Below are 22,594 nucleotides of genomic sequence, written 5' to 3'. Positions count from 1 at the left end.
GGAGACAGCGTCGCCCCACCGTACGTGGGTGATCGGACGAATCGCCAGGGATCCGCGGAGGCCGGGGTTCCGTCCGCCCGTCCGTCCGTCCGCCCGTCCGTCCGTCCGTCCGTCCGCGGGTGGGCCCCTGGGTGGGTAAGCGCTTACTCCTATCGGCGGCCCCGGCATCGTCATGCCGCGATGGGCCGGACCACCACTCGGTCAGGTCCGCGGCTGGGTCCAGCGCGGCCCGGTCCGCGCCCACGCGCGCTCCCACTCGGCCATCCGGTGCCGCAGGGCGATCCGCCGCTCGACCGCGTGGCCGAGCACCACGACGGCCGCCGTACCGCCGGCCGCGGCCAGCCCGACGCTGATCGCGTGCTGCCAGACCGCCGCCTCGTCCGGCGGCGGTGCGACGTTGCGGCCCCGTGAGTCGAACCACACCGGGACCGGCTCCCCGGTACGGGCCCCCGCCGGCACCCGGGCCCACGCCGTCCGCACCCCCTGGCCCGGCTCGGTCCACCGCACCTGGGCGCGGTACGGCCGCTGACGGTCGCCCTGCACCGCGGACTGCCGCTCCGGCGGCTCGCCTATGACCACCGCGCGCACCTGGTGCCGTTCCGCCCGCTGCGCCGCGGCGAGCGACGCGGCCCGGTCATGGGCGTGCAGACCCGCGGCCACGCCGACCAGGGGGGCGACGGCGAACAGCAGGACGGCGACCACCAGCACCGTCCAGGCCTCCACGACGTCCGCCCGGCGCCGCAGCGGATTGCGCCGCCAGCGCCAGCCTCGCACCCGGGTACGCATGTCCACCTCCTCGCCACCGCCGGAGCCGGGGAGCCGGAGCGGCCGGGTCCGCCGGCCCACCGTCCCCACCGCTCACGTGCACGAGCGTCCACACCCGTCTCGTACCCCGTTCGGCGTACCTCGCGCATGCCGGGAACCGCTAGTTCCGGCCGGGATGGCGCACGGAACCCGACCAAGCGCCCCACGCTCGCGCGCGGCACGCGACCGCGCGAAGCCGGGCGCCCGGCCGAGCGGTTCGGCAGGCCGACGGCTCGTGGGGGCAACGAATCGACTAGGCCGGGCTGTTGGTCCGGTAGCGCCGCTCGGACCGTCTCGAACCCTCGGCTGAACCGAGCCCTCGGCTGAACCGAGCCCTCGGCTGTACCGAGCCCTCGGCTGTACCGAGCCCTCGGCTGAACCGAGCCCTCGGCTGAACCGGCCCCTCAGCGGTATCGCCACCCTCGGCCGTATCGGCACCCTCGGCCGTATCGGCACCCTCGGCCGTATCCGAGCCCGAGGCTCAGCCGAACCGTTCGATCCGGATGCGCTCCACCGGCTGTCCCGCCGCGACCAGCAGCCGGGACGCGTGCTCGGCGAAGCTGTTGGATCCGCACACATAGGCCTCCCACCCACCGGCAGGCTGCTCGGCCAGGAGCGGTGCCACATGTGCGGCCGTCATACGCCCCACCGGCACCCCCGGCGGGGCGCTGCGGGTGAACACGGGCGTCGTCTCCGCGCCCAGCTCGGCCGCGTAGATCAGCTCCTCGGGGCTGCGCGCCGACACCAGCATCCGCAACGGGATGGTCAGGGCGCGCGCCCGGTGGTGCCGCACCATCGACATGAGCGGTACGACCCCGGAGCCGGCCCCCAGCAGCAGCGCGGGCCGGTCGCCCGGCCAGGCGAAGAAGCCGCTCAAGGGGCCGCGCACCTCGACCGTGTCACCGGGCCTGGCCACGGTGTGGAACCAGCCGGAGACCTCGCCGTCCGGCACCCGGTCCAGGGTCAGCTCGATGTGGCCGGAGCCGTCCGGGGCGGACGCGATCGAGTAGTGGCGCTGGGCCGTGTAGCCGTCCGCCGCGGTCAGCCGCAGCATCAGGTGCTGGCCCGGCAGGTGCCCCGCCCACCGCGGCACCGCCAGCCGGAACGTGGCCGCGTGCGGCGTCTCGCGCCGGACCTCGGTCAGCGTGGCGGTCTGCCACGCCGTCGCCGCCTCGCCGCTCACGGCGATCCGCCCCGGTACCGCGAAACGCGTCGCGGGACCGGGCCGAGCGGCCGCTCCGGTGGCCCGCGGCGCCTCGGGAGCGGTCTGCGTCGGCCGCGCCGGCTGCGCCGGCTGCGCCGGCTGCGTCTTCCCTGTCGTGGTCACCGTCTCAGTCACCGGAGTACCGCTGCTCCTCCCAGGGGTTGCCGCGCGCGTGGTAGCCGTTGCCCTCCCAGAAGCCCGGCTCGTCGTGGTCCAGCAGCGTGATGCCCGCGATCCACTTCGCGCTCTTCCAGAAGTACAGGTGGGGCACCAGCAGCCGCGCCGGGCCGCCGTGCTCCGGCGCCAGTGGTTTTCCGTCGTACTCCCAGACGATCCAGGCCCGCCCGCCGGTCAGGTCGGCGAGCGGCAGATTGGTGGTGTAACCCGTGTGGGAGTAGGCGAGGGCATGTGTGGCGGACCCATGTGGCTGGACCACACTCAGGAAGGCGTCCAACGAGACGCCACCGAACCGCACACCGAACTTCGACCAGCCGGTCACACAGTGGATGTCGCCCTCGTACGCCGATGCCGGCAACGCGTGGGCGGCGTCCCAGTCCCAGGTCTGCGCGCGCCCGACCAGGCCGTCGATGCGGAAGGACCAGTCGGCGGGGGAGAGGTCCGGGGTGACCTCGGCGGACAGGACGGGCCAGTCGTCGCGCGCGTCGTACTGTCCGGGCGGCAGCCCCGGATCGTGCTGGCGCGGGCGGCCCGTGAAGCCTCGCGTGACGTTCATGGTTCAACCGTACGCTGTCGTTCCGGGTGCTCCGTCCCTGGCCGGCACCCCGCTCGTTGCGGCCGTGTGAACTCTGTCCGCGCCCGGGAATACCGCCCCGGCGCCGTTCCTTGCCGCCCAGTGCCGGCTCCGGTGCGCCGGTCACAGCGCGAGGGAAGCGAGGACAGAGGATGCCCCAGGCGTACGTCTCCAGGACCGAGATCGAGGTGGCCGTATGAGCGTCGTGAGCACGCCGGGCGGCCCCGGCCGGGCCGCCGCCCCCGCCCCGCACGTCCTCGACAACCCGGCCCTCGCCTCCCTGACCGGCCCGCACGCCCGCTTCGCCGAGCGGCGCGGCCGGGTCGTGCGCTACCCGGTCGACGTCTCCCCGTGGCTGGCGCTGCCCGACGAACCGGACGCGCGGGACTGGGCGGACCTGGCCGCGCTGGCCGGACCCGGTGCCGAGGTGCCGCTGCCCGGCATCCGCGGGGACGTCCCCGAGGGCTGGGAGATCACCGTGCGGGTGGAGGGCGTGCAGCTCGTGGACGACGGTGTGGCCGCCGCTCCCGACGCGGAGGCGGTCCGGCTCGGGCCCGCGGACGTGCCCGAGATGCTCGACCTGGTGGCGCGCACCCAGCCCGGGCCGTTCCTGCCGCGCACCGTGGAACTCGGCACCTACCTCGGCATCCGGCGCGGCGGGGCGCTCGTCGCGATGGCGGGGGAGCGGCTGCACCCGCCGGGCTGGACCGAGATCAGCGCGGTCTGCACCGACCCCGCCCACCGCGGTGAGGGCCTGGCCACCCGCCTGGTCCTCGCGGTCGCCCACGGCATCCGCGAGCGCGCCGAGACGCCGTTCCTGCACACCAGCGCCGGGAACACGGGCGCCATCCGGCTCTACGAGTCCCTCGGCTTCCGGCTGCGCCGCCGCACCGCGTTCCTCGCGGCCCGCGCACCGGAGCGGCTGCCGGACGACCGCACACCGGTGCCGGTGGGCTAGGGGGCGTCTCGCCGATCATCCCGGGCTCCCGGCGCACGGCACCTCAGTCGGCCGCGGCGCCGCCCGGTCCCGCGTTGTACCGCTCCAGGTAGGCCGCGAACCGCACCAGGTCCTCCTCCGGCCAGTCGGCGAGCCGCTCCTGGAAGGCGGTCCGGCGGCTGCGGGTGACCTGGGCCAGGATGTCCTGGCCGGCGTCGGTCAGGTGCAGCACCTGGACGCGGTGGTCCTCCGGGTCCAGCCGGCGCTCGATCAGGCCGGCCCGCTCCAGCGCCGCGACCTGGCGGCTCACCGTGGACTTGTCCAGGGCGTAGTGGGCCGCCAGGTCCGTCGCCCGGCAGCCGCCGCGTTCCTCCAGGTGGCCGAGCAGGGTGTACGACACCAGGGACAGCTCGGGGTGCATACGGCCCGCCGAGGCGCGGGCCCGGCGGGCGAAGATGGTCATCTCGCGCTGGATCGTCTCGACGGCCGACTCCGCTGCGCTCACGGGAATACCTCCTCCGGCGTTCTGGTTGTAGAGTACAACTTAGAGCGACAGTTGTATAAGCCAACCTTTTGGAGGATCGTGGCGATGAGGTCACCGGCGCTGCGTCACGTGCTCACGCACCTGATCACCCCACTGCTGATGTGCATAGGCATGGGGCTCGCGTACATGGGTGCGTTCGTCACCCCCGAGCCGAACCACCTGCCGGTCGCCGTCGTCGGCACCGCCCCGCAGGCGAAGGTCTTCGCGCAGACGCTCAAGGACGGTGCGGGGGACAAGCTCGACGTCCGTACCGTGCCCGCCCGCGAAGACGCCGTCGGGCTGCTCAGGTCCCGCGAGGTGACCGGCGCCTATGTGCCGAGCGCCAAGTCGCCCGAGCTGCTGGTGGCGAGCGCCGCCTCCGACATGGACGCGTTGGCGGCCGAGAGGCTCTTCACTCCGGTCGCCGCCGCGCACGGCCTCCCGCTGAAGGTCACCGACGTGGCCGAGCCGGTCGCCGACGACCCCACCGGCCAGGGCCTGTTCTTCCTGCTGATCGCGGTCAGCATCGGCTCCTACGCCTCGGTCGCCGCACTCGGTGCCGCGGGTGCCGCCCTCGCGATGCGGGTGCGGGCGCTGCTGGCGCTCGGCGTCTCGGCCGTGGTCAGCGGCATCGGCGCGCTGCTCGCCGGCCCGGTGTTCCACCTCGCCCACCACGACCTCGCGGGCGTCTGGGGCATGGCGTGGCTGTACTCGGCGGGCATCCTCCTCATCGGCGTCGGCCTGCACACCTTCCTGAAGCGGTGGACCACGCTCGCCATGATGGTGCTGTTCGTGATGCTGAACTTCACCAGTTCCGGCGGTTTGTTCCAGCCCGAGCTGCAGAACGCGTTCTTCGGTGCTCTGCACGGGTTCTGGAACGGCGCCGGCTTCGTCGAGGGCGTCCGCAGCCTGCTCTACTTCGGCGACGACGGTCTCGGCCGCTCGGTGTGGACCCTGGTCGGCTGGCTGCTGGCCGGCCTGGTGGTGACCGCGGTCGCCGGCCTCCACGAGCGCGCCCGCCGGGAGGCGGACCGCGCGGAGTCCGGCCCCGAGCCCACCGCGACCGGGGCCGGGCGGCCGGCCCGCCGCGACGCCGAGCAGGCCGATGAGGCCGATGAGGCCGATGAGACCGCGGAGACCGAGGCGGAGATCGAGGAGGCGGTCGGCGTCTGAGCGACCGTCACCGGCGTGGCCGGCACGGGGAACCGCGTGGGGGCGGCGCGGTCCCGTCCGCCCCGGCAGGCCCTTTTCCCCGCGGCCCCTTGGGGTATGGTGGCCGTCCCGCCGCGGACGTCCGCGGCCATGACGCGACGAGGAGGTGAGACCCATTACCGCTGTGTCGGCCGGGGTGCTCATCCCTCGAGACCGCGCGGTGCACCGGCAGCGGTGACCGCGGGAGCGCCCCGATGTTTCGCGCTCCCGAAAGGCTTCCGGCTTCCATGGCCACTCCCGTTCCCTTCTCCCCGTCCGCGGCCGTCTCCGCACTGCGCGCCGCGGGGTGCGTCTTCGCCGAGGAAGAGGCCGAGTTGATCCTCGCCGGTGCCCGCACCCCCGAGGAAGCGGCCCGCATGGTGGACCGGCGTGTCGCCGGACTGCCGCTCGAACAGGTCCTCGGCTGGGCGGAGTTCCACGGCCTGCGCGTCACCGTGGAACCGGGGGTCTTCGTCCCCCGCCGCCGTACCGAGTTCCTGGTCGACCAGGCGCTGGCCGCGGCACCGGACGCCGGCGTCGTCGTCGACCTGTGCTGCGGTTCCGGCGCGCTCGGCGCGGCCCTGGCCGCCGCCCTCGACGGCGTGCGGGTGCACGCCGCCGACATCGACCCCGCTGCCGTGCGCTGTGCCCGCCGCAATCTCGCCGCCCACGGCGGCCGGGCCTACCAGGGCGACCTGTACGACGCGCTGCCGGCCTCCCTGCGCGGCCGGGTGGGCCTGCTGACGGCCAACGTGCCCTACGTGCCCACCACCGAGGTCGCCCTGCTGCCGGCGGAGGCCCGCGACCACGAGCCGCTGGTGGCGCTGGACGGCGGCGCCGACGGCCTCGACGTGCTGCGCCGGGTGGCCGCCGGGGCGCGCGAGTGGCTCGCGCCCGGCGGCTGCCTGCTGAGCGAGACCAGCGAACGCCAGGCGCCGGCCGCCGTACGGGCCTTCGTCGACGCCGGTCTGACGGCCCGCCTGGCGGTGAGCGAGGAACTGCACGCCCACGTGGTGATCGGCGTACGGACCTGAGCGCCGGGCCCGTCGGCTGCCCCGCGACCCGGTCCGTACGACGGTGTCTAGGGCAGTTCTTGCGCCCGGGCGATGAGCAGGGCCACGTCGTCGTGGTTGTCCGGGTGGTGCAGCGTGCGCAGCAGGAGGTCGCAGGCCTCCTCCAGCGGGCGGGCGGGGTCGTCGAGCAGGGACAGCAGGAAGGCCAGCCGCTCGTCCAGCGAATGGCGCCGGGTCTCCACCAGGCCATCGGTGTAGAACACCAGCTCGTCGCCGGGTTCGAAGTCGACCGTCACGCTGGAGAACCCGACGCCGCCCACCCCCAGCGGCACCCCGGTGGGCAGGTCGAGCAGTTCCGGCGGCCGGCCCGGCCGTACCCGGGCCGGCGGGAGGTGGCCGGCGTTGGCGATGCGGCACTGGCGCAGGTGCGGGTCGTGGACGGCGTACACGCAGGTCGCGATGGAGTGGTCGAGGGCCGAGGTCGTCTTGTCCAGGTGCTCCAGCAACCGGGCCGGGTCGAGATCGAGGGCGGCGAGGGTGGTCGTCGCCGTGCGCAGCCGGCCCATGGTGGCGGCGGCGCTGATGCCGCTGCCCATCACGTCCCCCACGACCAGGGCGGTCTTGCCGCCGTCCAGCGGGATGACGTCGAACCAGTCGCCGCCGACCTCGCTGGTGGCGCCCGCCGGCTGGTAGCGGGAGGCCACCTCCAGGCCGGTGGTGACCGGCGGATGGCTGGGCAGCAGGCTGCGCTGCAGGGTGAGCGCGGTGTTGCGGGCGTTCTGGTACCAGCGCGCGTTGTCGATCTGCACGGCCGCGCGGGCGGCCAGCTCCCGCGCCAGCAGCACGTCGTCCTCGCCGAACGGCGCCGGATTGCGGGTGCGTTTGAGGTCCAGCGCGCCCAGCACCTCGCCGCGCGCGATCAGCGGCACCGCGAGGTACGAGTGCAGACCCGCCCGGCCGAGCAGGACCGCCGCCTCGGGTGAGCGGGCGATGCGCGGCAGATCCTCGTCCTTCACCTGCGGCAGCAGCACCGCCTCGGCGGTGCGGACGCACTCGGTGACCAGGCGGTCGGGCGCGTACCGGGCGATCTGGCCGGGCGGGTCGGCGGCGCGTACGGCGTCCGAGATGTCGTCAGGGCGGAGCGCGAGGGCCCGGATCACCGCCGACTCCGACGGACCGAGGGTGCTGGGCCGGCCCTCCACCACCGCGTCCAGCAGGTCGACGGCGGCCACGTCGGCCAGCTCCGGCACGGCGACCTCGGCCAGTTCGGCTGCGGTGCGCTCCAGTTCGAGCGTCGTACCGATCCGGGCGGAGGCGTCCGCGATGACCGCGAGGCGCCGCCGTGCCGCCTCCGCCTCCAGCGAGGCCCGGTGCTGCTCGGTGATGTCGACCACCGAGACGGCCACGCCCAGCACGCTGCCCATCGTGTCCTCGAGCCGGTACAGCGAGTGCGCCCAGGTGTGCTCGTGGTCCGGGTCGGCGGGGGTACGGCCGACGAGCGTGTCGTCGATCACGGGCTCCCCGGTCTCCAGCACCCGCCGGGCGCCGGTCTCCAGGGGGGCCGAGTCCAGCATCGGCAGCACCTCACGCAGCGTCCGGCCGATGTGCGCGGCCGCCGGTACGCCGTTGATCTGCTCCAGGGACGGGTTGACCGAGACGAACCGCAGGTCGGTGTCGAGGACGGCGTACCCGATCGGCGACTGCTTCACCATCCGCTCGGACAGCGCCACGTCCTGCTCCAGCCGCTGGACGGTCGACTGGTCGGCGGCGAGCCCGAGGGCGTAGACGTCCCCGCGGTCGTCCAGCAGCCGCATGTTGCGGAACTCCACCACCCGGGTGCTGCCGTCCTTGTGCCGGATCGGGAAGCCGCCGGCCCAGCTGCGGCCGGTGCGCATGACGTCCGCGAAGAGCCTGCCGACCAGCTGGATGTGCCGCTCGTGCACCATCAGCCGGGCGGCGTACTGGCCGAGGGCCTCCTGCGCGGTGTAACCGAACAGCTCCTCGGCCTGCGGGCTCCACAGCACGATGCGGCCCTCGGTGTCCAGCACCACCGAGGCGACGCCCAGCACGTCGAGCAGACCGCTCGGACGCACCGGCCCCCGCGCCGGCCCGCCGCCCTCCGTCGCCGGAGCCTCGGCTGCACTCATGCCACGCACCGCCTTCGACCGTCGGCACGGCACGCCGTTCCCTGTGCCGACTCCCCTGGTTCTACCGCGCTCACACCCGACTCTCCGCGCCGTCGCCGTCTACGTCCACCATCTCTCAACACGGCGGCGGACGTCCGCCCAAGTCGCCGCGCCGGTGATGCGCGCGCCGCGAGCCCTCCCGCCGGGACCGTACAGCGCGGTCCGGCGGGCCGTGAGAGTTCACGCCCATGTTGCGTCATTGGCCTGTACATGACTAACGCGCCACGCCAGACTGTCCGCCGACCGGGTGTCCCCGTCCGGTCACGGTACGTCCCCGTCCCCGTCCGAGGAGTCGGCCATGCCCGCGCCCGCCCGGCAACGTTGTCACGCAGTTCTCACCGGACTCGTCACCCTCGCCACCGCCGTCGTCGTGTCCCTGGCCACGCCCGCCTCCGCCGCCGCGGCCGACACCTGGAGCGAGACCGGGTCCGACCGCGCCGATCCGCTGACCGAGAGCCAGGGCCTGACCTCGGTGGAGGTCCCGGCGAACAGCCCCAACCGCTACACCGGCATCGGCACCGTCCCGCTCGGTGTCTCCGCTCGCGGCTGGAACCACGTCGGCGACCCCGACGCCTCGTACGGCGGTTACTACATCGAGCCCTACCAGCGCGACTCCGGCAACTCCAAGATGTTCCGCGTACAGGCGCCCGGGGGCGCCTGGTCGGAGTACGTCCACACGCTGGACGCGGGGGAGGCGCTCAACAACTCCTGGGTCGCGATCTCGCCCGACGGCCAGTGGATGCTCTCGGGCGAGTACGGCACCATGACCCGCTTCCTCGTCTTCCCGACCCCGGGCGCCAACGCCTCCACCTCCCCCTCTGCCGACCTCCCGCGGGTCGCCACCGTCCGGCTGGACCACGCCGTCCGGGACGTCCAGGGCTGCGACTTCTCCGGGCCCACCACCCTGCTGTGCTCCTCCGACGATCCCGAGGGCAGCCTCTTCGGCCTCACCAAGCCGCTGCTCCAGGTCGACCTGTCGGCCGCGCCCGGCGGCGCGGCGGACGTCTCCGGCCATGTCACGGCCCTGCGCCGGCTGCCGCTGCGCAGCTCATGCCAGGGCTCCTTCGAGACGGAGGGCATCGACTACGACCGCCGCACCGGCATCCTGCGCGTGATCGTGATCTCGCCCGGCTTCTGCGTGCTGACGGACAGCAAGACGTACACGTTCGCGCGCGGCTGAGGCGCAGCTGAGGTGTGCCGGGCCGCCGGTGGTGCTTTCCTGAGGATGGACGCGGTTCGGCGGGGTACCCCGTTCCATCGCAGCGCGGCCACGAAAGGAGCGATCAATGGCAGACACGGAGCGGTCGCATCCGGAAACCGTCACGGTGGAGATCAGCGGCTCCAAGGAAGACGCCCGCCTCGTATTCGATGCACTGAGTTCGTGTTTCGCGTCCGACCGGGGCGCGGACGAGGAGCCCCAGCAGCTCCACGAGACCCGGCCGATGGTGTGGCTCGGCACATACGACGTCGCGGACGCCCGCGGAGGCGGCTGCCCGCCCGTCCACCTCGGCGCGTCCGTCCAGGCGGACGTCCAGGGCGGCTACTGGGCCGTGAACCGGTTCCGCACCACCTTGGACGCGATGTTCACCGTCGAGGAGACCTGCACGGCCTCCGGTGACCAGGAGCGGGACCTGCACCTGCGCCTGGAGAGCCGCTGAACGTCCAGGGCGAAGCCCCGGCCGGCCGCCGCCGGCCGGGGCTTCGTGTGTCGGGGTTTCGTGTGTCGGGGCGGGGCTCCGTGCGTGGTGGCGGCCTGGGCGGAGGGGGTGGCCGGGGCTGTCCGGGCGGGCGCGGTCGGCGTGCGGGCGGGTGCGGAGTGGGCGCCGTCACCCCGCGACAGTTGTGCAACTAGTTGCATAAACGGTCGGGCTTCCTCTACAACAAGGAGCACCACACCGCGCACGGAGGGCCCGATGAGCCGTTACCCGCACCTGATGACCCCGCTCGACCTGGGCTTCACCACCCTGCCCAACCGCGTCCTCATGGGCTCGATGCACGTCGGCCTGGAAGAGGCCGAGCGCGGCTTCGAGCGGATGGCGGCGTTCTACGCGGCCCGCGCCCGCGGCGGAGTGGGCCTCATCGTCACCGGCGGCATCGCACCCAACGAGGAGGGGCGGCCGTACGAGGGCGGAGCCAAGCTCACCACCGAGGCGGAGGCCGAACAGCACCGGATGGTCACCGACGCGGTGCACCGCGAGGGCGGCCGGATCGCCTTGCAGATCCTCCACTTCGGCCGGTACGCCTACCACCGTGACCTGGTCGCTCCGAGCCCGCTCCAGGCGCCGATCAGCCCCTTCCCGCCGCGTGAGCTGACCGACGCCGACATCGAACGGACCATCGAGGACTACGCCCGCGCCGCCCGCCTCGCCCGGCAGGCCGGCTACGACGGCGTGGAGATCATGGGCTCCGAGGGCTACCTGATCAACGAGTTCATCGCCGCGCCGACCAACCGGCGCACGGACCGCTGGGGCGGTTCGTACGAGAACCGGATGCGTTTCCCGGTCGAGATCGTCAAGCGGGTGCGCGAGGCCGTCGGCGAGGACTTCATCGTCATCTACCGGCTGTCCATGCTGGACCTGGTCCCGGGCGGCTCCTCGCTGGAGGAGGTCGTCACCCTCGGCAAGGCCGTCGAGGCCGCCGGGGCCACGATCATCAACACCGGCATCGGCTGGCACGAGGCCCGCATCCCCACCATCGCCACCTCCGTGCCGCGCGGCGCCTACACCTGGGTCACCAAGAAGCTCATGGGCGAGGTCTCCGTCCCCCTGGTGACCACCAACCGCATCAACACGCCGGACCTCGCCGAGGAACTGCTGGCCGGCGGGTACGCCGACATGGTCTCCATGGCCCGGCCGATGCTCGCCGACCCCGACTTCGTCGCCAAGGCCGCCGCCGGCACGCCGGAGGCCATCAACACCTGCATCGGCTGCAACCAGGCCTGCCTCGACCACACCTTCAGCGGGCAGATCACTTCCTGCCTGGTCAACCCGCGCGCCTGCCACGAGACCGAGCTGGTGCTCTCCCCGACCCGGCTGGCCAAGCGCGTCGCCGTCGTCGGTGCCGGCCCCGCCGGCCTCGCCTGCGCGGTCTCCGCCGCCGAGCGCGGTCACACGGTCACCCTGTTCGACGCGGCGAGCGAGATCGGCGGGCAGCTCAACGTCGCCCGCAAGGTGCCCGGCAAGCAGGAGTTCGACGAGACCCTGCGCTACTTCCGCCACCAGCTCGACATCCACGGCGTCGACGTACGCCTGGACACCTGGGTGAGCGCCGACGACCTCGACGGCTTCGACGAGGTCGTCGTGGCCACCGGCGTCACCCCCCGCACCCCCGACATCCCCGGCGTCGACCACCCGCGGGTCCTCGGCTACCTCGACGTCCTGCGCGACGGGGCCCCCGTCGGCGACCGCGTCGCCGTCCTCGGCGCCGGCGGCATCGGCTTCGACGTCGCCGAATACCTGACCGACGGCGGCGACAAGGCGAGCGAGGACCCGGAGACGTACTTCCGCCAGTGGGGCGTCGACATGGACTACCGGGCGCCGGGCGGTCTCGCCGAGCCGCGGCGCCCCAGGCCGCCCCGCGAGGTCCACCTGCTCCAGCGCAAGACCAGCAAGGTCGGCGCCGGCCTCGGCAAGACCACCGGCTGGATCCACCGCGCGGAGCTGAAGCACCGGGGCGTCACCATGGTGCCGGGCGTGCGCTACGACCGGATCGACGACGCCGGCCTGCACATCACCGTCGGGGAGGAGAGCACGGTCCTGGAGGTCGACACCGTGGTGCTCTGCACCGGCCAGGAGCCGCGCCGCGACCTGTACGAGGCACTGGTCGCCGCCGGGCGGAGCGCGCACCTGATCGGCGGCGCGGACGTCGCGGCCGAGCTGGACGCCAAGCGGGCGATCAAGCAGGGCACCGAGCTGGCGGCGGCGCTGTAGGCCCCCTCCCCGGGCCTCCCTAGGATGAGTTCATGTCACTCCCGCACGCGATCCTCACCGCCCTGCTGGAAAAGCCGTCGTCGGGACTGGAACTGACCCGCCGGTTCGACAAGTCGATCGGCTACTTCTGGTCCGCGACGCACCAGCAGATCTATCGCGAGCTGGGGAAGCTGGAGGCCGAGGGGTTCATCCGCGCGCTCCCGGCCGAGCAGCCGGCCCGCGGGCAGCGCAAGAGCTACGAGGTCCTGCCGGCGGGCCGCGCCGAACTGGTCCGCTGGACCGCCGCCGCCCAGGATCCGAAGACCATGCGGGATCCGCTCCTGCTGCGGCTGCGCGCGGCGGCCGTGGTCGGCACCGCGGGTCTGCGGGCCGACCTGGAGCGGCATCTGGAACTCCACCGGCGGCAGCTGGCCGAGTACCAGGAGATCGAGGAGCGCGACTTCCCGCCGGACCGGGACGCGCCGCAGGACCGGCTGCGCCACCTGGTCCTGCGGGCGGGGATCGACCTGGAGACCTTCTGGACCCAGTGGCTCACCCACGCCCTGGCGGAGTTCGCCGCGCTGCCCGAGCAGGAGCGGGAGGGGACCTGACGGCGGCCTGACGGCGACCTGATGGCGACCTGATGGCGATGGCGCGCGGCGACGGCTCCCCCGGGGTTGCCGGTCCCGTCGGGGTTGCCGGTCCCGTCGGGGTTGCCGGTCCCGTCGGGGTTGCCGGTCCCGTCGGGGTCGCCGGTCCCGTCGGGGCCGCGAACGCCCGGTGGCGCGGGCCGCCCGGCCGGTGGTGGGCGGCTCCGGGCGGTACGGCTCCTCAGAGCCGGTACGGCTTGGAGCGGCGGCGCAGCACCCATCCCGTGGCGACGACCCCGGCACCGACCAGGGCCGCACCGACGCCCAGGGTCAGCGGGCCGTAGTCGCGGGCGGCGCCGCCGAGGCCGCCCATCACACCCCGCGACGGGGCCGCGCTGGACGTCGAGGAGATCGTCGGGGTCGCGGGAGCGGGCGAGGAGACGATCACCGACTGGCTGCCCGCGGTGGTGCCGCTGGAGCAGACCACGACCACGGTGTACGTCCCCGGGCTCACCGACGACCAGGCCGCGGACTGGCTGACGGACGTGCCGGACAGGGCCACCTGACGGCCCTGGGCGAAGTTCGCCTGCCGGCTGGTGAGCAGGGCCGCCGTCCCCCAGCTGCCGTTGATCTGGGTGCACGCGCTGGTGACCACCGAGACCGTGGAGCCGGTGGTGCTGACCGATATGCCCGAGGCCGCGGCGGACGGCCCGGCCAGCGCGGCCGGGAGCGCGGCGGCAGCCGCGAGGGTCAGGCCGGAGCGGAGCAGGAGTCGCGAGTTGTCCATGGGGTGGCCTCCGGCGGCACGGTTGGCGGTACGTCCCATGCGCCGCCGAGGGTCGGGAAACGTCCGTGCTGCCTCAACCGAAGCCAACGCGGCCCCCGCCGTGCCCGCACGCGGGCGAGGGCCGGTCAGGTGACGCACTGGTCCGTCCGGCGGACACGGAGGGCTGCCACGCCCGCTCCCGGTCGGCCGCCTGTGGTCAGCGTCCGCTCCGCCGGTCGGCCGTTTGTGGTCGTGTCCGTTTCGCCGGTCGGCCGCCTGTGGTCAGCGTCCGCTCCGCCCGTCAGCCGCCCGTGGTCACGGTCCGCTCCGCCGACCAGCCGCCCCAGGTGCCGTCCGGCAGGCGCGCCCGCAGTCGTACCCGGTGCTCCTCCCCGGCGGCCGTGCCCAGGTAGAAGCTGTGGTGCGCCCGGCCGCGTGGCGGGGCGCCGCCCCATACGAGCGAGGTGGCCGCCGCGCCGTCCAGCTGGATCCGGTACTCCGTGATCACCCCGTCCGAGCGCGGCGGGTCCCAGGCGAGGTCGAGGTAATAGGCCCCGCCGGAGCGGTGGGCGGCGGCGGTGAACGCCGTGGGCGCGGTGTCCCGGCCGTCGTCGCTGCCCGGCGTGGTGAGGCGGACCGCCGCGCCGGCCTGGGAGAGGTTGTCGGCGGCGTCCCGGGCCCGCACCGTGAACACATAGCGGCTTCCGGGGCGCAGTCCGGTGACCACGGTGGCGGTCTGGTTACCGCCGACGCTGTGGATCTTCACCCCGCCCTGGTAGACGTCGTACGACACCACGCCCCGGTCGTCCCGGGACGCGCCCCAGGACAACTGCGCCGCGCGGCTGCCCACGGGCCGCCCGGTGGTCCCCGATGGCCGGGCCGGTGCCGAGCGGTCCGCCGCCACCGCGGCCGGTGTCCGGGCCCGCACCACGCGGCTGGGCGGACCCAGCCGGCCCCCGGTGTCCCGGGCGCGCACGGTGAAGGAGTACGCGGTGGACGGCCTGAGCCTGGTGACGTCCACCATGTGCTGCGAACCCGGTACATCAACCACTTTTGTGTGCCCGCGATAGACCTCGTAGGTGCGGACCCCGGAACCGGCCGGTGCCGCGTTCCACATCACGTGCACGCTCGTCGCGCTGCCCGCCGCCGCGGTGACCCCCACCGGAGCGCCGGGCGCCCGGCCGTCACCGTCGTCGGCCCGGCTCCAGCCGCAGGACGCGACCAGCAGCAGCGCGCCGCAGACCAGTACCAGCGGAAGGGGAACGCGTCGCACGGCTCTGCCTCCCCGGGGACGGCCTCGACTCAGGTAAAGGTCCGGACCAATATGGCCCGGCGGGTACCGTCACAGCAAGAGGGGCGCGTTGGTGACCATGCCCGCACGTTACGTATGCTGGGGCTCCCTGCGGCTGAACTGCCCGAAATTGCATGGGAGTTCATGCCCGTGGCGCGGACACGCTGTCGTCGCCGATCCCGCGCCGGCGCGGGTGGCCGGGGGGTCCGGACCGGTACAGGATCCGGATCCCCGGCCCCTGTTGTCCCGTCCCGGGCACAGGCCCTTCCGTCTGCCCGCCGCCCGCCCGCCACCTGCTTCCCCCTCCGCCGGTGTCCCCTTACGGAGTGTCAGCGGCGTGCTCCATCCGGCCCCTTCGCGGCGGCCCCCGTGGCCGCGCGTCCCGGGCCACCCCACAGTGGGCTCGACGTCCGTCCCCGACGAGAGGGTCCCCCATCGTGCGTGTCCCGTCGCTGACGCTGGCCGCGGCCGGCGCCGCCCTGATCGCCCCGGCGGCGGCGCCCGCCCCGGCCACCGCCGTCCCGCCCCGGGAACGGCCCGTGGCCCGGGGCCAGAGCGCGGTCACCGCCGCCGACCTGCTGACCCGGGCCGGTGAGTGCACCCAGCTCTCCCGGGGCCGGTTCCGCACCGACGCCGGCAGCCCCGCGACCGTCCGCGTCTGCGGCACCCGCGACACCGTCTTCTGGAAGGCCGACCTGGACATCGACTGCGACGGCCGGCCCACCGCCCGCTGCAACCGCCGCACCGACCCGTACTTCGCCCCGACCACGGCCTTCCAGCAGTCCGACGGGCGCCACCTGAACGCCGAGACCCTGCCCTACATCGTGGTCCCGGCGCCGAGCTCCCGCTGGAACCCCCGTGCGTCCGGCGTCCGGGGCGGCTCCCTGGCCGCCGTCGTCTACCGGGGCCGGGTGCAGTACGCGGTCGTCGGCGACACCGGCCCGCGCGACATCATCGGCGAGGCCTCCTACGCCACCGCGCGCGGCCTCGGCATCCGGCCCGACCCGCGCGTCGGCGGGGCGCCCTCCGGCGTGACCTACATCGTCTTCCGCAACTCCCGGGTCCGCCCCATCGAGAGCCGCGCGGCGGCGGTGACGGCGGGGGAGCGGCTGGCCAGACACTTCGTCGCGAAGAAATGACCGCAGGCGTGCCGACCGAGGCCGGCACCCCGCCGGACCCCGGCGCCGGCCCGCCGGATCCGTCCCGCTTGCGGTGCTCGTACGCCGTCCGGTGGTCGTACGCCGTCCGGTGGTCGTACGCCGTCCGGTGGTCGCACGCCGTCCGGTGGTCGTATGCCTTTCGCCGCCGCGGCTGCCGCGGTGTCCGGCCTCCCGCCGGACACCGCGTCGGACCACTGCCGGATCCGTCACGCCTTCCGGTAGTCGTACGCCTCCGCCGCCGCGGCCTCCACGGCGTCCAGGTCGCCGCCCGCGGCGGCGGTGACCACCGCGGCGACCGCGCCCTCGACGAACGGCGCGTCCACCAGGCGTGCGCCGTCCGGCAGTTCGTCGCCCTCGGCGAGCAGCGCCTTGACGGTGAGCACCGCGCTGCCCAGGTCGGTGAGGACCGCGACCCCGGCCCCCCGGTCCACCGAGTGCGCGGCGGCGGAGATCAGCTCGGCGCTGGTGCCGAGCCCGCCGCCCTCGGTGCCGCCCGCCGCGGCCACCGGCACCGAGGGCGCGCCGCCCGCGAGCCCCCTCGCCAGCTCGGCCACCGCCGCGGCCACCTCCGCGCTGTGCGACACCAGCACGATCCCGACCGCCTTCTCCTCACTCACCGTCCGCCTCCGCCGTGTCGGCCAGCGCGGCGATCAGCAGCGCCGACGAGGTCGCCCCCGGATCCTGGTGCCCGATGCTGCGCTCGCCCAGGTAGCTCGCCCGGCCCTTGCGGGCCTGGAGCGGTGTGGTGGCCCGCGCGCCCTCCTCCGCCGCGGTCCGCGCGGCGGCGAACCCGGACCCGAGCGCGTCCACGGCCGGCACCAGGGCGTCGATCATGGTCTTGTCGCCGGGGGCCGCCCCGCCGAGCGTCATCACGCCCTCGACGCCCGCGCGCAGCGCCGCGGCCAGCTCCTCCTCCCCCACCTCGGCGGCGTCGCCGAGCGCCTTCCCGGCCCGGCGCAGCAGGGTGCCGTACAACGGCCCGGACGCTCCCCCGACCGTCGAGATCAACTGCCGTCCGGCCAGGGTCAGGACGGCACCCGGTGTGCCGGGCGCCTCCTTCTCCAGGACGGCCGTCACGGCCGTGAACCCGCGCTGCAGGTTGCTGCCGTGGTCGGCGTCGCCGATGGCCGAGTCGAGGGCGGTGAGCCGGTCCGCCTCGCGGTCGACGGACGCGGCGGCCGCCGTCATCCAACGGCGGAAGAAGTCGGCGTCGAGCACTGGATCTCCTTGCGTGGTAGGGCTGTTGTCCGTACGGCCGGATCGGTGGCCGGCTGCTCCGCCGTATCACATCCCCCAGCGCAGCGCCGCGGTCCGCACCGGCGCGTCCCACAGCCGCAGCAGCTCCTCGTCGACCTGGCACAGCGTCACCGAGGCGCCGGCCATGTCCAGTGAGGTGACGTAGTTGCCGACGAGGGTGCGGGCCACGGAGACACCGCGTTCCCCGAGCACCCGCTGCACCTCGGCGTTGAAGCCGTACAGCTCCAGCAGCGGGGTCGCGCCCATGCCGTTGACCAGCACCAGGACGGGGTTGCGCGGCGGCATGTCCTCCAGGACGGCGTTGACCGCGAAGTCGGCGATCTCCCCGGACGTCATCATCGGCCGCCGCTCGCGCCCCGGCTCACCGTGGATGCCGATGCCCAACTCCAGCTCCCCGTCCGGCAGATCGAAGGTGGGGGAGCCCTTCGCCGGGGTCGTGCAGGCGCTGAGGGCCACGCCGAAACTGCGCGCGTTCTCGTTGACCTGGCGGCCGATGGCCTCCACCCGCTCCAGCGGCTGTCCCTCGGCCGCGGCGGCGCCCGCGATCTTCTCCACGAACAGGGTGGCGCCCGTACCGCGCCGGCCGGCCGTGTAGAGGCTGTCGGTGACCGCCACGTCGTCGTTGACGAGCACCTTGGCGACCTGGATCCCCTCGTCCTCGGCCAGCTCGGCGGCCATGTCGAAGTTCAGTACGTCGCCGGTGTAGTTCTTCACGACGAACAGCACCCCGGCGCCGCTGTCCACCGCGGCCGCGGCACGCGCCATCTGGTCCGGGACCGGAGAGGTGAACACCTCTCCCGGGCAGGCGGCGGAGAGCATGCCCGGACCGACGAACCCGCCGTGCAGCGGCTCGTGTCCGGAACCGCCGCCCGACACGAGCGCCACCTGTCCGGCCACGGGGGCGTCCCGGCGGACGATGACCCGGTTCTCCACGTCCACGTTCAGGTCGGGACACGCGGCCGCCAAGCCACGCAGCGCATCCGCCACGACGGTCTCGGGCACGTTGATCAGCATCCTCATGGGTGTCTCCTCGTGAGCCTTGCGGTTGGGCTTGAGACCTGTGCTGCGACGTCGAACAGAGTTCACCGATGGCGCTAAGGGCAGTATCTGCCCTGCCTCAGGGGAGGTCACGCGCAGACGTGGGCGATCACGCTGGGCGACCTGTGGATCACCCACTGCTGCCCTTCCACCCGGGGCGTCGGGAGCGGAACGGCGGGTACGCGAGCGGGGTGCCTCCGCCGGCCGGGCGTCCCGCCCGGCGAACGCGATCGGGCCGGTCCGGCGCGGTCCGGAGTCCGTACCGGTGCCGTCCGGTGCCGGGCCGGTGCCGCATCGGCCGCTCCGTGCGGGGAACTCGGTGACCCGGGGACCCGGACGCCGCCGACCGGCGGAGGAGGTGTGTCGCCGTGGACGACTGGGAGATGTGGGAGATGGACGACCAGGTACGGCTGTCGCCGCGGGAGCGGCTCGTGCTGCTGCAGATCGAGGCAAACCTGCGGCACGACCGGCGGTTCGCGCGCCGCATGGCCGCGGCGCGGCGCGAGTTCTGGCTGCCGGCGGGAGTGGTGCTGCTGGCGGCCGCGTCGGTGTTCGTCGCCGTCATGGGCATCCGCACCTCGGACCCCGCGCTGCTGTGGTGCTTCGCGCTGCTGTGGCCGCTGACCCTCTTCCAGGCGTTCCGCCTGCTCTGCCGGACGACCGGCCCCCGCCCCTCGTCCCGCACCCGCCTGACTCCCTGGCTCTGACCGCACCGCCCCCCTGGCCGGCTCTCCCGGGGGCCGACCCGAGCAGAGGTCTCTCCGGCCGGGCCTCCGGGAAAGCCTCCTGTGACGATGACGACGGAACGCCGCCCGGCCCTCGCGGGGCCGGGCGGCGTTCCCGCTGAGCCGCTGAGGGCGGAGCGGGAGAGAGCGCGGCGGGGCGGCGGACGGCCGGGCGGGCGGGCGGCGGACGGGGCGGGCCGGCCCTGCCACGCCCGGTGGTCGAGTTGGCCGGCCCTGCCACGCCCGGTGGTCGAGTGGCCGGCCAACCCACGCCCGGTGGTCGAGTGGCCGGCCCTGCCGTGTCCGGTGGCCGGCCCTGCCGCGTGCTGTCAGCTCTCCTTGCCCCGGCCCGTCAGGGCGTCGCGCATCCGGTCGACCAGGCCGGTCCCCGGGGCCAGCAGCTTGTTGGCCGGGGGAGTGTCCGGTGCCGACGGGTGCGGACGGGTGGGGGCCGTCTTCTTCGCCCGGCGGATCTTGTCGCCGAGTTCCATCAGCGCCTCCGGGGGACAGACGCCCTCCAGCTGCGGGAAGAGGTTGCCCTCCTCGTCCGCCACGTGCGAGCGGATCTCGCTCATCAGCTTCGTCATGAGCATGTCGAACTGCGGGTCGTCCGCCTCACAGCCCTCCAGATCCTTCATGAGCTGCTCGGCCTTGGCATGGTCCTCCAGCTCCTTGTCGGCCAGCGCGTCCCCGCCCGTCAGGTGCCGGCGCACCGCCGGGTACAGGTAGGCCTCCTCGGCGACCGAGTGCCGGACCAGCTCGATCGTGACCTGGTCGCAGAGGTCCTTGCGCTCCTTGGAGCCGGACGGCAGCGCCTCGATGCGGCCGAAGATCTCCTCGACCTCACGGTGGTCGGTGGTCAGCTCCTGGATGACGTTTCCGCCGTGACCCATTGTCGTTACCTCCTGCGTGAACCGCGGCCGCCCGTGAACGGCCGGCCGTCGCCGCGCCGAGTGCCCAGGGCGCGTCCCGGTACACGGCCGCCGGCCCCGCGTCAGCGCATCGAGTGGCATGCGGCGGCCGTCCGGCCCGTCCCGGACAGCGCCCACTCCCACCAGTGGTCCAGAATGCGCGGCGTCAGCGCGTCCGCGGCCACCAGCGCCGGCCAGCCCACCGCACGGGCCTGCGCGCTGACCTTGGCGCCGCCCGCGACCGGGTCGACGGCGATCACCGGCGTACCGGTGCGCAGGGCCAGCACCAGGCCGTGCAGCCGGGTGGTGACGACCAGGTCGAAGCGGGCGACGAGGGCGAGGAACTGCTCCGCGGTGGCACACAGCCGCCAGTCGTCGCCGGCCAGCCGGGTGTCGGCCGGTACCCGCGCGCAGTCCTTGCCGGCCAGCCAGCCGGTGATCCGCTCGTTCACCTCCGCGTGCCGGCGACGGGCCCCGTACTCGCCCTGACCGTGCGAGAGGACCACCCCGGCCACCGGCGGCAGGGGACCGGCCGGCGCGGTGGCCGCGAGGTCGAGACGGGCCGGGCCGGCCGTGCCGTCCCGGGCGACGATCAGGTCGAAGCCGGTGGCCCCGGGGTCGGCCGGGTCGACCACCGAGACGCCGGCCGCGAGTCGCCGACAGGTTCTGAACCTGGCATGGAGGGCGGCCACTTGGGGCCCGTACACCGGACCGCACACGAACAGCAGCGTGTCGTACGCCCCCGGTTCGGCCGTCTCCAGCGACAGCGCCCCGGGCCGGAAGCCGGGACTCCATGCCGTGTCGTGCAGGATGCCGGCCCGGCTCAGCGCGGCCGACATCTGCTGCTGGGCGAGGACGTCCCCGGCCGTCGCCTCCCCGTCGCGGAAGCTGAACCAGCCGGTGAGCAGCAGCCGCCCGGGAGGACGGGCAGGTGAGCGGAGGGTGTCGAGCACCGCCGCCGTCACATCGTCGTGCATGGGCTCCTCCACCGTGGTATGAGGCCGCCGAAGTCGCGCGAGTACCCGGCATTCCGGACAATAAGAGTCCAACGTGTGAAACCAACTGGCACGGGAACCCAGCTGCCAGTGCCGTCCAGCAAGCGGCGGCCGACCAGGGCGGTCCTCCGGACCGGTGGGACCCCGAGCCCTGTCCTCTCCTTTCCCCGCGGGCCGACGACGTCGGACCCGGCGACGCGGTACGCACCGAAACGCCCGTCCGGTGCCCTCAGCAGGCCCATCGCGCCTCAGCAGCCCCGTACGGCGCACGCGGCGCGGATGAAGGACGACGAAGGAGTAGCCCCCATGACTGGTGACACACCGTTCTCCTGGCGGCGCGCCCTCGTGACCGGCGGTGCCGGCTTCCTCGGCTCCCACCTGTGCGAGCGGCTGCTGGATTCAGGTGTCGAAGTCGACTGTGCCGACAACCTGGCCTGCGGGCGCCGCGAGAACGTCGCCCACCTCCAGGACCGGCCCGGTTTCCGCTACACGCACTGCGACGTCTCGGCACCCGAGTGCACCGGTCTGCTGCCCGGCCCCTACGACCTGGTCCTGCACTTCGCCTGTCCCGCCTCGCCCGCCGACTACCTGCGCATGCCGCTGGAGACCCTGGACGTGGGCAGCCTCGGCACCCGCAACGCCCTGGCGATCGCCGAACGCGACGGCGCCCGCTTCCTGCTCGCCTCCACCTCCGAGGTGTACGGCGACCCCCAGGTGCACCCCCAGCACGAGGGCTACTGGGGCAACGTGAACCCGGTCGGGCCGCGCAGCGTGTACGACGAGTCCAAACGGTTCGCCGAGGCGCTCGTCACCGCACACGCCGGCGTCCGGGACACGGACGCCGGGATCGTGAGGCTCTTCAACACCTACGGGCCGCGGATGCGCGCCGACGACGGCCGCGCGGTCCCCACCTTCATCTGCCAGGCCCTGGCCGGCGAGCCGCTCACGGTGACCGGCGACGGCAGTCAGACCCGTTCACTGTGCTACGTCGACGACACGGTCGACGGCATCCTGCGCGTGGCCGCCAGCAAGTCCGTACGCCCCGTGAACATCGGCGGCAGCGACGAGATCACCGTGGCCGACCTGGCCCGCCGGATCGTCGCCCTCACCGGCTCCCGCTCCCCGATCGCCTTCGTCGACCGGCCCGTCGACGACCCCGGCCGGCGCCGCCCCGACACCACGCTCGCGCACGAGCTGCTCGGCTGGTCGCCGCAGGTGCCCTGGGAGGAGGGCCTGAAGCAGACCATCGCCTACTTCGCGGCCATGCCCCCGCAGCCGATCGCGTGTGAGGAGGACACCGCCGCCCAGTCCTGACCCCGCCCGTCCCCGGCCCTGGAGACAGCG

The 22,594-nt window shown here is 74.1% G+C and carries 22 protein-coding genes; 10 read left to right on the top strand and 12 right to left on the bottom strand.

Annotated features, from left to right (window positions below):
- Nucleotides 1-201: 201 nt before the first annotated feature.
- The 3 genes from ABZ576_RS13030 to ABZ576_RS13020 form a co-directional block, all read right to left on the bottom strand.
- A complete protein-coding gene (locus ABZ576_RS13030; protein WP_360739425.1) occupies nucleotides 202-786 on the bottom strand; it encodes a DUF3592 domain-containing protein in 585 nt (194 codons plus the stop codon).
- Nucleotides 787-1,285: 499 nt separating this feature from the next.
- On the bottom strand, nucleotides 1,286-1,993 hold the full coding sequence (locus tag ABZ576_RS13025; RefSeq protein WP_360739592.1) for a ferredoxin reductase: 708 nt from the start codon (nucleotides 1,991-1,993) through the stop codon (nucleotides 1,286-1,288).
- 142 nt (nucleotides 1,994-2,135) lie between these two features.
- Entirely contained in the window at nucleotides 2,136-2,741 is a 606-nt protein-coding gene (locus ABZ576_RS13020; RefSeq protein WP_360739424.1) for a sulfite oxidase-like oxidoreductase, read from the bottom strand.
- Between the two features lie 214 nt (nucleotides 2,742-2,955).
- On the opposite strand from ABZ576_RS13020, the gene ABZ576_RS13015 reads away from it, so the two are divergent.
- The gene (locus ABZ576_RS13015; RefSeq protein WP_360739423.1) at nucleotides 2,956-3,717 is read left to right on the top strand and encodes a GNAT family N-acetyltransferase; all 762 of its coding nucleotides are present in this window, start codon (nucleotides 2,956-2,958) and stop codon (nucleotides 3,715-3,717) included.
- A gap of 43 nt (nucleotides 3,718-3,760) precedes the next feature.
- Here ABZ576_RS13015 and ABZ576_RS13010 read toward each other — a convergent pair whose 3' ends face one another.
- A complete protein-coding gene (locus tag ABZ576_RS13010) occupies nucleotides 3,761-4,159 on the bottom strand; it encodes a MarR family winged helix-turn-helix transcriptional regulator (RefSeq protein ID WP_360739590.1) in 399 nt (132 codons plus the stop codon).
- Between the two features lie 126 nt (nucleotides 4,160-4,285).
- Between ABZ576_RS13010 and ABZ576_RS13005 the strand changes: the two genes are divergently transcribed.
- Together ABZ576_RS13005 and ABZ576_RS13000 are read left to right on the top strand one after the other, a co-directional pair.
- A complete protein-coding gene (locus tag ABZ576_RS13005) occupies nucleotides 4,286-5,392 on the top strand; it encodes a hypothetical protein (protein ID WP_360739421.1) in 1,107 nt (368 codons plus the stop codon).
- A 266-nt stretch (nucleotides 5,393-5,658) separates the two neighbouring features.
- Nucleotides 5,659-6,444 carry a putative protein N(5)-glutamine methyltransferase gene (locus ABZ576_RS13000; RefSeq protein ID WP_360739420.1) on the top strand — a complete coding sequence of 262 codons (786 nt, stop codon included), beginning with the start codon at nucleotides 5,659-5,661 and terminating at the stop codon, nucleotides 6,442-6,444.
- A 47-nt stretch (nucleotides 6,445-6,491) separates the two neighbouring features.
- Here ABZ576_RS13000 and ABZ576_RS12995 read toward each other — a convergent pair whose 3' ends face one another.
- Nucleotides 6,492-8,570 carry a SpoIIE family protein phosphatase gene (locus ABZ576_RS12995; protein ID WP_360739419.1) on the bottom strand — a complete coding sequence of 693 codons (2,079 nt, stop codon included), beginning with the start codon at nucleotides 8,568-8,570 and terminating at the stop codon, nucleotides 6,492-6,494.
- A 337-nt stretch (nucleotides 8,571-8,907) separates the two neighbouring features.
- On the opposite strand from ABZ576_RS12995, the gene ABZ576_RS12990 reads away from it, so the two are divergent.
- The 4 genes from ABZ576_RS12990 (at nucleotide 8,908) to ABZ576_RS12975 (ending at nucleotide 13,128) form a co-directional block, all read left to right on the top strand.
- A complete protein-coding gene (locus tag ABZ576_RS12990) occupies nucleotides 8,908-9,789 on the top strand; it encodes a hypothetical protein (RefSeq protein ID WP_360739418.1) in 882 nt (293 codons plus the stop codon).
- 106 nt (nucleotides 9,790-9,895) lie between these two features.
- The gene (locus tag ABZ576_RS12985) at nucleotides 9,896-10,267 is read left to right on the top strand and encodes a hypothetical protein (protein ID WP_360739416.1); all 372 of its coding nucleotides are present in this window, start codon (nucleotides 9,896-9,898) and stop codon (nucleotides 10,265-10,267) included.
- 255 nt (nucleotides 10,268-10,522) lie between these two features.
- A complete protein-coding gene (locus ABZ576_RS12980) occupies nucleotides 10,523-12,538 on the top strand; it encodes an NADPH-dependent 2,4-dienoyl-CoA reductase (protein ID WP_360739415.1) in 2,016 nt (671 codons plus the stop codon).
- A 32-nt stretch (nucleotides 12,539-12,570) separates the two neighbouring features.
- Nucleotides 12,571-13,128: a PadR family transcriptional regulator gene (locus ABZ576_RS12975; protein WP_360739414.1), complete on the top strand. Its 558-nt coding sequence runs from the start codon at nucleotides 12,571-12,573 to the stop codon at nucleotides 13,126-13,128.
- 220 nt (nucleotides 13,129-13,348) lie between these two features.
- Here ABZ576_RS12975 and ABZ576_RS12970 read toward each other — a convergent pair whose 3' ends face one another.
- Nucleotides 13,349-13,894, bottom strand: coding sequence for a hypothetical protein (locus tag ABZ576_RS12970; RefSeq protein ID WP_360739413.1), 546 nt, complete (start codon nucleotides 13,892-13,894; stop codon nucleotides 13,349-13,351).
- A gap of 280 nt (nucleotides 13,895-14,174) precedes the next feature.
- Nucleotides 14,175-15,146 carry a fibronectin type III domain-containing protein gene (locus ABZ576_RS12965; protein WP_360739411.1) on the bottom strand — a complete coding sequence of 324 codons (972 nt, stop codon included), beginning with the start codon at nucleotides 15,144-15,146 and terminating at the stop codon, nucleotides 14,175-14,177.
- A 455-nt stretch (nucleotides 15,147-15,601) separates the two neighbouring features.
- Between ABZ576_RS12965 and ABZ576_RS12960 the strand changes: the two genes are divergently transcribed.
- Entirely contained in the window at nucleotides 15,602-16,303 is a 702-nt protein-coding gene (locus tag ABZ576_RS12960; protein WP_360739410.1) for a glycoside hydrolase family 75 protein, read from the top strand.
- A gap of 227 nt (nucleotides 16,304-16,530) precedes the next feature.
- On the opposite strand, the gene ABZ576_RS12955 is transcribed toward ABZ576_RS12960, so the two are convergent.
- The 3 genes from ABZ576_RS12955 to dhaK all read right to left on the bottom strand — a co-directional run bounded on the left by ABZ576_RS12955 (nucleotide 16,531) and on the right by dhaK (nucleotide 18,601).
- Nucleotides 16,531-16,941 carry a PTS fructose transporter subunit IIA gene (locus ABZ576_RS12955; RefSeq protein WP_360739408.1) on the bottom strand — a complete coding sequence of 137 codons (411 nt, stop codon included), beginning with the start codon at nucleotides 16,939-16,941 and terminating at the stop codon, nucleotides 16,531-16,533.
- Complete coding sequence (gene dhaL / locus ABZ576_RS12950) at nucleotides 16,934-17,542, bottom strand: dihydroxyacetone kinase subunit DhaL (RefSeq protein WP_360739407.1); 609 nt, start codon at nucleotides 17,540-17,542, stop codon at nucleotides 16,934-16,936. Before dhaL ends, ABZ576_RS12955 begins: the two co-directional genes overlap by 8 nt.
- A 66-nt stretch (nucleotides 17,543-17,608) precedes the next feature.
- The gene (dhaK, locus tag ABZ576_RS12945) at nucleotides 17,609-18,601 is read right to left on the bottom strand and encodes a dihydroxyacetone kinase subunit DhaK (RefSeq protein WP_360739406.1); all 993 of its coding nucleotides are present in this window, start codon (nucleotides 18,599-18,601) and stop codon (nucleotides 17,609-17,611) included.
- Between the two features lie 386 nt (nucleotides 18,602-18,987).
- On the opposite strand from dhaK, the gene ABZ576_RS12940 reads away from it, so the two are divergent.
- Nucleotides 18,988-19,326 carry a DUF3040 domain-containing protein gene (locus tag ABZ576_RS12940; RefSeq protein WP_360739404.1) on the top strand — a complete coding sequence of 113 codons (339 nt, stop codon included), beginning with the start codon at nucleotides 18,988-18,990 and terminating at the stop codon, nucleotides 19,324-19,326.
- 347 nt (nucleotides 19,327-19,673) lie between these two features.
- Here the strand turns inward: ABZ576_RS12940 and ABZ576_RS12935 are convergent, their stop codons facing one another.
- Nucleotides 19,674-20,237, bottom strand: a complete 564-nt coding sequence (locus ABZ576_RS12935; protein ID WP_360739403.1) for a hemerythrin domain-containing protein — start codon at nucleotides 20,235-20,237, stop codon at nucleotides 19,674-19,676.
- A gap of 101 nt (nucleotides 20,238-20,338) precedes the next feature.
- Nucleotides 20,339-21,232, bottom strand: coding sequence for a polysaccharide pyruvyl transferase family protein (locus tag ABZ576_RS12930; protein WP_360739402.1), 894 nt, complete (start codon nucleotides 21,230-21,232; stop codon nucleotides 20,339-20,341).
- Nucleotides 21,233-21,556: 324 nt separating this feature from the next.
- Between ABZ576_RS12930 and ABZ576_RS12925 the strand changes: the two genes are divergently transcribed.
- The gene (locus ABZ576_RS12925; protein WP_360739400.1) at nucleotides 21,557-22,564 is read left to right on the top strand and encodes an NAD-dependent epimerase/dehydratase family protein; all 1,008 of its coding nucleotides are present in this window, start codon (nucleotides 21,557-21,559) and stop codon (nucleotides 22,562-22,564) included.
- Nucleotides 22,565-22,594: the final 30 nt, after the last annotated feature.

It is taken from the genome of Streptomyces sp. NPDC013455 (genome assembly GCF_040632975.1).
Lineage (GTDB): Bacteria > Actinomycetota > Actinomycetes > Streptomycetales > Streptomycetaceae > Streptomyces.
The sequence above is the reverse complement of the archived record's forward strand: the minus strand, read 5'-3'. Positions and strand labels throughout refer to the sequence as shown.